Source organism: Streptococcus sp. GMD1S (genome assembly GCF_000296875.1).
GTDB lineage: Bacteria > Bacillota > Bacilli > Lactobacillales > Streptococcaceae > Streptococcus.
Genome location: NZ_AJQY01000043.1, coordinates 1 through 8,884, shown reverse-complemented (window position 1 = coordinate 8,884; position 8,884 = coordinate 1). Strand labels below are relative to the sequence as shown.

The 8,884-nt window shown below is 35.9% G+C and carries 11 protein-coding genes and 1 pseudogene; all 12 read left to right on the top strand.

All coding sequences use genetic code 11. The features are described 5' to 3' along the window. Positions 1–321 (top strand): annotated as a pseudogene (locus tag GMD1S_RS12245) (hypothetical protein); the annotation flags it as partial. A gap of 113 nt (positions 322–434) precedes the next feature. Next, positions 435–1,097, top strand: a complete 663-nt coding sequence (locus GMD1S_RS05845; protein ID WP_000420676.1) for a DUF443 family protein — start codon at positions 435–437, stop codon at positions 1,095–1,097. A 124-nt stretch (positions 1,098–1,221) separates the two neighbouring features. Further along, a complete protein-coding gene (locus tag GMD1S_RS05840) occupies positions 1,222–1,878 on the top strand; it encodes a DUF443 family protein (protein ID WP_000248558.1) in 657 nt (218 codons plus the stop codon). A gap of 33 nt (positions 1,879–1,911) precedes the next feature. After that, positions 1,912–2,577, top strand: a complete 666-nt coding sequence (locus tag GMD1S_RS05835) for a hypothetical protein (protein WP_000248455.1) — start codon at positions 1,912–1,914, stop codon at positions 2,575–2,577. Positions 2,578–2,709: 132 nt separating this feature from the next. Next, positions 2,710–3,471 (top strand): hypothetical protein, encoded by a 762-nt coding sequence (locus GMD1S_RS05830; RefSeq protein WP_001108329.1) that lies wholly within the window; start codon positions 2,710–2,712, stop codon positions 3,469–3,471. Between the two features lie 38 nt (positions 3,472–3,509). Next, the gene (locus GMD1S_RS05825; protein ID WP_000841302.1) at positions 3,510–3,872 is read left to right on the top strand and encodes a hypothetical protein; all 363 of its coding nucleotides are present in this window, start codon (positions 3,510–3,512) and stop codon (positions 3,870–3,872) included. Between the two features lie 180 nt (positions 3,873–4,052). Continuing rightward, entirely contained in the window at positions 4,053–4,934 is an 882-nt protein-coding gene (locus tag GMD1S_RS05820; RefSeq protein WP_000710093.1) for a diacylglycerol/lipid kinase family protein, read from the top strand. Between the two features lie 63 nt (positions 4,935–4,997). Beyond that, positions 4,998–5,489 (top strand): phosphoribosylanthranilate isomerase, encoded by a 492-nt coding sequence (locus GMD1S_RS05815; RefSeq protein ID WP_001086572.1) that lies wholly within the window; start codon positions 4,998–5,000, stop codon positions 5,487–5,489. A gap of 178 nt (positions 5,490–5,667) precedes the next feature. Continuing rightward, positions 5,668–7,407: a glycoside hydrolase family 13 protein gene (locus tag GMD1S_RS05810; RefSeq protein ID WP_000423952.1), complete on the top strand. Its 1,740-nt coding sequence runs from the start codon at positions 5,668–5,670 to the stop codon at positions 7,405–7,407. Positions 7,408–7,563: 156 nt separating this feature from the next. Further along, complete coding sequence (locus GMD1S_RS05805) at positions 7,564–8,439, top strand: DUF4300 family protein (RefSeq protein WP_000831842.1); 876 nt, start codon at positions 7,564–7,566, stop codon at positions 8,437–8,439. A gap of 21 nt (positions 8,440–8,460) precedes the next feature. Then, a complete protein-coding gene (locus GMD1S_RS05800; protein WP_000451082.1) occupies positions 8,461–8,643 on the top strand; it encodes a hypothetical protein in 183 nt (60 codons plus the stop codon). Between the two features lie 68 nt (positions 8,644–8,711). Then, positions 8,712–8,884 (top strand): DUF1877 family protein (locus GMD1S_RS11730; RefSeq protein ID WP_008279209.1); only part of this gene is annotated, 173 nt, incomplete at its 3' end.

The window sequence follows — 8,884 nt, the reverse complement described above, 5'->3', positions numbered from 1 at the left end:
AAGTTAAATTATGGGTCGGAGGTAACTCCTTTATATGATGAAGAAATTCTTAATTTAGTGGTACAAAGAGAATTCTTTACTTCTTTAGATGTAAAGGAGACCTTTAAGAGTGCAGAAACAGAGCTTCGTGAGATTGTATATCAGCCAGAAAATAACTCTGACCTCTATAAACATCTAAAAAGCAAATATGATTTACCAGAGGAAACAACATGTATAGTATTAGTAAATCATTCTAGCTCAACTATATATAGAGTAACTATTCAACTAAAATCTAATCAAAAGATTGTGCAAATTAGTAGTGTTATTTTTGAAAAAGAATGAGGTTTCCATGAACGAAATTGAAAAGAGTAATCGCCGAGTTGAAATGTCTCCAGTATTATCGAAAGTAGTGTTGAATTAGAAAAGAAGTATTTAAAGGTGTTTGGGTGGTAAATATGGAATTAAAATTTAAAGAAACAAATAAAACTTTTCATAAAATTGTAGAATTTAAAGGAGAAAAATATCTTTTGGATATGACTAGCATTAGCCCTAAAACTTATTTCTGGGGTTATCTTCCCAGTGAAATCACAGCTAAATGCTTAAAGTTAGATAAAAGAGATATACGTTTTGAGAGTGTGGCTCCAACAATGAGTAAATCAATTGGTATTGGAATAGGTGTAGCAATAGGCGGAGCTTGTTATGGGATTGTTACGAATGCTTTTAAGAGTTATGACATTAGCCATAATATTTCTTTTAAATTGGGTTTATTTGTCCTCTTTATTGCCCTGGCTTATCTTACTTTCAGGTTCATTGCTTTTGTGGTTCGTCATAATCTTCAACAAAAACTTTCAAGTAAAGAAACGAAGTATCAAATAGTTTTCAAATTAGCAAGACCACAACGTCAGTTAAAACTGTATAAACTTCTGCCTATTCTTTTCGTTATGGTTATAGGATGTTTGGGGTTTTATATATTTACTGATAATGGGACAGAGGCCTCTATCCTTATCATTAACAGTATTATATTTTTGGGTTTCTTTACGGTTATCTTAGGTATGTTACCACTCCGAGAAAGTTACGAAAAGCAAGAGATTATTTTTGATAGAATAGAGAAGTTATAATTTATAGTAACTTTATGAGGATTAAAACTATAACAAATGAGATGGGTGACAATCTTAATAAAAGTATATCAGATGTTGGCAAAGCATTTGATTCCGGTATTAAATCAATTCAGAAAGTGTTTGGGTGGTAAATGTGAAAATTAATTTTAGAGGATTAGATGTTGCTTATTTTGATGTGTTAGAGATGGGAGAGAAAAAGTACGTTCTTGATTCCAACTCCACAACACCAAAGAGTTATTATTGGGGACTTTCCCCTGAAACTCTTGAAGTTGATTTGATAGAACTCGATAGTCAGAATAAAAATTTTGATAAAAAAATTAAGATGGGTCCTTCAGGAATGCGTATGGTATCTATTGGTTTTAGCCTTCTTTTGTATAGAGTAGTAACATCAATTTTTAGATATTATGATATTAGTCATAATCTATATTTAAAAGTATCTTTATTTCCTATATCTATTTTGGTAGCTTATATTGTCTATCAAAGTATTTTAATCAAATCAAGGAAGGAAATTTCAAGTCGTTTATCGCAGGAAAAGAAGAGGTTTAAAATAATCTTTCAGAATAATAAGAAAAAAAGACAATTCCATGCCTATCTATTTCTCATTTTACATACAATTGCTTTCTCTATTTATATGGGAGAAGATGATGGAACAGAAGCTGCAATTCTAGTGTTGAATGGTTTGTTGGCCTATCTATTTATTTGGATTGAATCTGGCGTTATTCCATTGACTTATGCTTATCAAAAGAAATACCTAGAATTTAAAGAAGTGAAAAAGGTATAATGTAACTTATAATAAAATTCAGAAAGTATTTGAGTGGTAAATGTGGAATTAAAATTTAAAAATTCAAGCATGATGTGCTTTCAAATTGTTCAGATAGATAAAGAATCGAAGAAGTATGTCATGGATACAAGTACTATAAGCCCCAAGAGCTATTACTGGGGAATAAAAACAGATACAATTACAGTGAACATGGTAGAGATTGAAAAGAATAATAACCAATTCGAAATTAAACCTAGCAGACCTGTAAGTGCAACAATGGGAGCCATTATCGTTCAACCAATCGTCAAGGTTAGCTATGATGCGCTGAAAAAATTTTTTATTCACAATAATATTAGCGAGCAAATATTATTAAAGTTATTACTCTTTGCAATTTCTATGCTGATTTCTTATTTTGCAATTCTGATTTCATTAAAGTTATCCCATAATAAAGCAGATAAATGGATTCCTCAAAACAGCAATAAATACACAGTGACCTTTACAACTATTAAAAAAAGTAACGGAGGAGTATATCCTTTGGTTGGAGCAATTGCCCTTTGTTTACTTTTCTTTCTTGGTTTGAATAATGGAACAGAAGGGGCTTTTTTGGTAATCAATGGAATCATATCGTTATTCTTTTTCATGTTTACTCTAGGAAGTTTTCCAATCGCTCATCCATACAAGCATGGTCAAATTGAGGTTGAAAAGATTGAGAAAATATAGAATAAATGATATTGGAAATAGTATCGATTCAGGTATTAAATCAATTCAGAAAGTATTTGGGTGGTGAGCGACTCATTTAAAGTTCAAGACAGCTCTTACAATGCAGCATTGTGAGTTAGAAAAGGAGTAATAATGAATTACTTAGAATTACGTAAAAAATATGCTTTTTATAGAAAAGTTGCGATTGTTTTGGCTGTTCTTCTCATTCTTTTTGTAGCTTGGATGGTGAACGATAGGACTATTCAATTTCTTTGTATTATACTCATAAATGCACTCTTATTTCTTTTCATTGCACTAATCAGAAGAGGGTATGTAAGGAGTGGTACTAAGTTACTGTATATGGACTTAGATTTACCATCTTGGAAGCAATACATTGAGTTGAACAAAGATGCAAAAAGAGCTATTATACAAATGGATGTAAAACTAACATCTGTTGGGTATTCCTATTTGATTGGTGATTTCGATGCTGCCATTAAGGAGGCTTCTGAAGCAATGACTGATCAAAAACTGAAGCCGAAATACAGAGATTTTTTAGAGAGTTACCTCATTCGCTCAACAGTTCTTGCAAATCCTGACCTGACCAGAGATGAGCTTGAACTCATGTTAAATAAAATGTCCATATCAGATCCAACTCTAGCTGAAAAAACAAAAAGCGTGAGTCTTGCTCTATACGATTTAACAATTGCCCATCAATCCAATGATTATTTTGAAGAATTGGAAAACGAATTTAAATATCAACAATTGGAAATCACTTACTATCAAGCTTTGAACTCTAAATTAAAAGGAGATATGATCAGGGCGAATGAGTTGTTTAAAAAAGTCTCTCAAGAGGATGAAGAGATCTATATCGTACGGAAGTCTAAAGAATTTTTAAAAAGTGAATCTATTAATTAGCGATGAATAAGTACAGAAAAGGATAAAAAGGATTAAGTGTGAAATCAAATAAACTATTGCTAATAAACGGAGTTATTTCTTTAATTGGAGCTTTAACGATTATTTACCTTTCTTCTAAAATGTGGAAATTTGAACTCGTTTACTGGGTGATACCTAAGCTTGTTAGACTTTCCAGTTGGGATGGAATCTACTTTTCAACTTGTTTAATATTGCTGTTTTTTGGTTTTGTAGCATTCCTTCTTTATGATGAGGAATCAAAAATCAATAAGAAGACTTATCAGTTTCTTTTGATTGCATCGATTATTGGTTTTATTCCAATATTAGCTGGATTTTCCAGTGTGTTCGCATTTGTTTCAGCTATTTTATACTTAATGGATTATATAAAATTGTCAAAAAAGTAAAGTAGTGGATTGCTAACAATAAGTATTTATTCTTGTTTAAGTTTAGGTTAGTGCTTGATACATTAACGTCTCTATTCTAGTTAGTGGATTCGATTTTTCAAGCATTTGGATGGCGTTTACATAACTCAAGTGATATAATTAGTTACTAGAATTTTTGTAACTATTAAAGGAGTATTATCAATGAAAAAAGCAATGTTAATTATAAACCCTACCTCTGGTGGGGAAAAGGCTTTGGATTATAAGGTCAAGCTGGAGAATAAGGCCAAAGATTATTTTGAGCACGTGGAAACCAAAATTACTGAAAAAGCGCTGGATGCAACACACTTTGCTGAGGAAGCCTCTCGTGAGCAGTACGATGCAGTGGTTGTTTTCGGTGGAGACGGGACTGTCAATGAAGTCATTTCGGGTATTGCTGAGAGAGACTACATTCCTAAGTTAGGGATTATCCCAGGCGGTACAGGTAACCTCATTACGAAACTGTTGGAAATCAATCAAGACATCGATGGTGCGATTGATGAACTTGATTTTAACTTAACCAACAAGATTGATATCGGTAAAGCAAATGATAACTATTTTGGTTATATCTTTAGTATCGGTTCTCTGCCTGAGGCGATTCACAATGTGGAGATCGAGGACAAGACAAAATTCGGTATATTAGCCTATGCTGTAAATACCATGAAGTCTGTGATGACGGATCAGGTCTTTAACATTAAGGTTGAGACAGAAAATGGAAATTATGATGGTGAAGCGAGTCATGTTTTGGTTCTCTTGACAAATTACTTCGCTGATAAGAAAATCTTTGAAGAAAACAAAGACGGCTATGCCAATATTTTGATTCTAAAAGATGCTTCTCTATTCTCTAAATTATCCGTCATTCCTGATTTACTAAAAGGCGATGTTGTCGGCAATGATAATATTGAGTATATCAGAGCTCGTACTATTAAAATCTCTTCAGATAGTGAGTTGGAGTCAGATGTTGATGGCGATAAGTCGGATAACCTACCTGTAGAGATTAAGGTACTGGGCCAGCATATTGAAGTTTTTTCACAACCGAAAGAGTAGAAGATAGAAACAAGTTTGTCTTTCACTGAGAAATAAAGTTTTATATCAAAGATTGGAGGAAGGATGAATTCTCTATTTGATGAATTTCGAACAATTTGTTCTCATTTAAACCAAGTTGGAATCACACCCACGCTCATGGGGTCTTTGGGTTTTGAATACCGTTCAAATGAAGATTGGGAGCCGTCTGACATTGACATTCATGTCTCTGGAGATCCTAGAGGCTGGGAAGCGCCTGATCATCTCAGGATTTATGACTGGGACAAGATAATGAAAGTGATGAACCACTTAGGCTATACCTTGGTAGATATTCACGAGCACGAATTCCAAAAAGATGATGTGAGCGTTGAATTTGGAAGTATCGATTCCTTACCTGATTTTGCAGGAGTTTCGAAATCAGATATAGAGTTGATTCATCTCGAGGACATCACGTTTCGTGTTCCAAGTTTGGAACAGTATTTCAGTATATACAAGGCTTCTTCCCAAGATTCCTATCGAAATGACCACAATAATAATAAAGATTTTAAAAAGATAGATTGGCTTGAAAGGCATTTGTAAATCATCAATCAGAAAGTAGTAGGTATTAAATCTTACTGCTTTTTTATATTCTCAAAAACAATCCACTCGAAACTACGGACAAGTCTTGAAAATAAAATTTTAAAGTAGTATACTAGAATCACAATAATGAAAACGTTTGCGCAGCAAGATGAATAAAAGTAAACTAGGAGACAGAACAATGGAATTAACAGCCATTTACCATAGACCAGAGTCAGAGTATGCGTACCTTTATAAGGATAAGACAATGCACATTCGTATCCGGACCAAGAAAGATGATATAGAAAGCATCAACTTGCATTATGGAGACACTTTTATCTTTTTAGAGGACCATTATGAAGCAATCAAGGAGATGGTCAAAGTAACTTCTGATGTCTTATTTGATTACTGGCAAGCGGAAGTTTCAGTTGGCTATGCACGACTCCAGTATCTCTTTGAACTCAAGGATAAGCAGGGTCAGAGTATTTTGTATGGCGATAAGGGATGTGTTGAAAATACGCTAGAAAACCTTCATTATGAAGGAAATGGCTTTAAAATTCCGTATATCCATGAGATTGATGCTTGCCATGTTCCTGACTGGGTAGCAGAGATGGTATGGTACCAGATTTTCCCAGAACGCTTTGCTAATGGCAATCCTGAGATTTCACCTGAAGGTGCGCTAGCTTGGGATTCCTTTATCAAGCCAAAGACGAGCGATTTCTTTGGTGGTGATTTACAGGGCATTATTGACCATCTGGATTACTTGCAAGACTTAGGGATTACAGGTCTTTATCTCTGTCCGATTTTTGAATCCCCAAGCAATCACAAGTATAATACGACGGATTATTTCGAAATAGATCATCATTTTGGAGATAAGAAAATTTTTCGTAAACTGGTGGAGGAGGCCCATCAGAGAGGGATGAAAATCATGCTGGACGCTGTTTTCAATCATATCGGGGATCAGTCTCTGCAGTGGCAGGATGTTCTCAAGCATGGTGGAAAGTCGGAATATAAAGACTGGTTCCATGTTCAAGAGTTCCCAGTAACCAAAGATAAGCTGGGGAATCCAAGAAAGCTCCCTTATCATACCTTTGCCTTTGCCAGCTATATGCCCAAGCTCAATACGGCAAATCCTCAAGTAAGGGACTATTTACTAAGCGTTGCGACCTACTGGATTGAAGAGTTTGATATCGATGCTTGGCGCTTGGATGTGGCTAATGAAGTGGACCACCAATTTTGGCGAGATTTCCGGAAGGCTGTCCTGGCTAAAAAGCCTGACCTTTATATTCTTGGAGAAGTCTGGCATACTTCACAGCCTTGGCTAAATGGCGATGAATTCCACGCAGTCATGAATTATCCTCTCTCCGACAGCATCAAGGATTATTTCTTGCGAGGGACTAAGAAGTCACCTCAATTCATCGATGAGATCAATAGCCAATCAATGTACTATAGACAACAGATTTCGGAAGTGATGTTCAATCTTTTGGATTCGCACGATACGGAGCGGATTTTGGCTACTGCCAAGGGAGATGCCCAACTGGTTAAGTCTGCCCTAGCTTACCTCTTTCTACAAAGAGGGACACCGTGTTTCTACTATGGAACAGAGTTGGGGTTAGGTGGAGGGCCAGATCCAGATTGTCGTCGTGTCATGCCTTGGGAACGTGTTTCCGACAGTAATGACATGCTTAATTTTATGAAGAAGTTGATTCAGCTTCGTAAGGAGGTTTCAGGCATTATCCAACATGGCACCTATAGCCTAAAAGAAATTAAGCCGGACGTGCTAGCTCTTGAATGGGATTATGATGGACAAAAGGTCCAAGCTATTTTTAACCAATCAAGTGAAAACTATCTTGTAGACCGTGATTCTGTAGTGCTAGCCAGTCATTGCCAAGAATTGGGACTGCAACTGGCGATTTTGCCTAAAGGTTTCGTCATTCAATAAAAAATAGGATTAAAAAGGCTGTAATGAATGGGTGATTCGTGCGGTCTTTTTTTGACTTATGTAGTATAATATAGCTAAGTCAACGATTACTAGCTGAATGATTAGTGAATGGTGTTTAAAATGAAAAAGAGACTTGTAGTCTAGAAGGAGAATTGCATGAAACGAACGAGAAAAGTAGTAGCCTTGGGACTGTGTTTGCCCTTATTTCTTGGCTTGGCTGCTTGTCAGCAAAATAATACGAGCACTGAAGCTGCAAATCAGACACAGACCAGTTCAGATAAAGTTCCTTGGACGGCTTCATATTCCAATCTAAACGGTCAAGTCAGTACCGAAGAGGTCAAATCTCTCTTATCAGCTCACTTGGACCCAAATAGTGTTGATGCATTTTTCAATCTTGTCACCGCCTATAATGCGACAGTCGGCTCTACTGGCTTAAGTGGTGATTTTGCCTCCTTTACGAAGACAGAATACGACGTAGAGAAAATCAGCAATCTTTGGAATCAAAAAAAGGGTGACTTTGTCGGAACCAACTGCCGTATCAATAGCTATGCGCTCTTGAAAAATTCAGTCACGATCCCAAAACTTGAAAAGAATGATCAGCTTCTTTTCGTGGATAACGATGCTATCGATAAGGGAAAGGTGTTTGATGCAAAAGATAAGGAAGAGTTTGATATTCTATTTTCTAGGGTAGCGACGGAAGCAACGATGGATGTAAAAGTTCATGCGCAGAAGATGGAGAAATTCTTCTCACAGTTTCAATTCAATGATAAAGCTCGAATGTTGTCTGTTGTGTTGCATGATAATTTGGATGGAGAGTATCTTTTTGTTGGGCACGTAGGTGTTTTAGTGCCAGCTGAGGAGGGTTTCTTATTTGTAGAGAAACTGACTTTTGAAGAGCCTTATCAAGCAATTAAGTTTGAGAGCAAGGAAGATTGTTACAAGTATTTAGCTACAAAGTATGCGGATTATACAGGTGATGGACTGGCCAAACCTTTCATTATGGATAATGAAAAGTGGGTTGAAGGATATTAAGCTAGGCAAGGGAGAAGTAGTATGGAGACAGTAGTAGCACTTTTAGTTGTCATTCTTATCGGATTCTGGGCTGTAAACATTCTCAAGCCTCGTAAGGCAAATCAAAAAGAAAGATTTTTAGGCTATATGCAGCGCTATGATATAGAAGGTGAGGGTTATCAGTCAGAAGTCTGGGAAGTGACGGAAGATGAGAATGAGAAATAAGGAGGAGAGTCCAAAAACAGTAGATATCTTGCCTTTTTCAAGAAAGGGGACCAATAGGAGGAAACATTATGGGAATGATTGCTAATTATCAATATCTGTCTGACAATGAATTAAGCCAAATAAAGCGGTATTCTCGTCAGGAAGAGGAATTGCTTGACTTGGTAGAGGATTATCCTGAGGGAAATGATACGTTGATAGATATTGACAAAATGTGGGATGCCTTGCTCTTTGTTATGACAGG

Coding starts and splice junctions, on each gene's coding strand:
- GMD1S_RS05845 (WP_000420676.1), top strand. CDS start 435: ATGGAATTAAAATTTAAAGAAACAAATAAAACTTTTCATAAAATTGTA.
- GMD1S_RS05830 (WP_001108329.1), top strand. CDS start 2,710: ATGAATTACTTAGAATTACGTAAAAAATATGCTTTTTATAGAAAAGTT.
- GMD1S_RS05820 (WP_000710093.1), top strand. CDS start 4,053: ATGAAAAAAGCAATGTTAATTATAAACCCTACCTCTGGTGGGGAAAAG.
- GMD1S_RS05815 (WP_001086572.1), top strand. CDS start 4,998: ATGAATTCTCTATTTGATGAATTTCGAACAATTTGTTCTCATTTAAAC.
- GMD1S_RS05810 (WP_000423952.1), top strand. CDS start 5,668: ATGGAATTAACAGCCATTTACCATAGACCAGAGTCAGAGTATGCGTAC.
- GMD1S_RS05805 (WP_000831842.1), top strand. CDS start 7,564: ATGAAACGAACGAGAAAAGTAGTAGCCTTGGGACTGTGTTTGCCCTTA.
- GMD1S_RS05800 (WP_000451082.1), top strand. CDS start 8,461: ATGGAGACAGTAGTAGCACTTTTAGTTGTCATTCTTATCGGATTCTGG.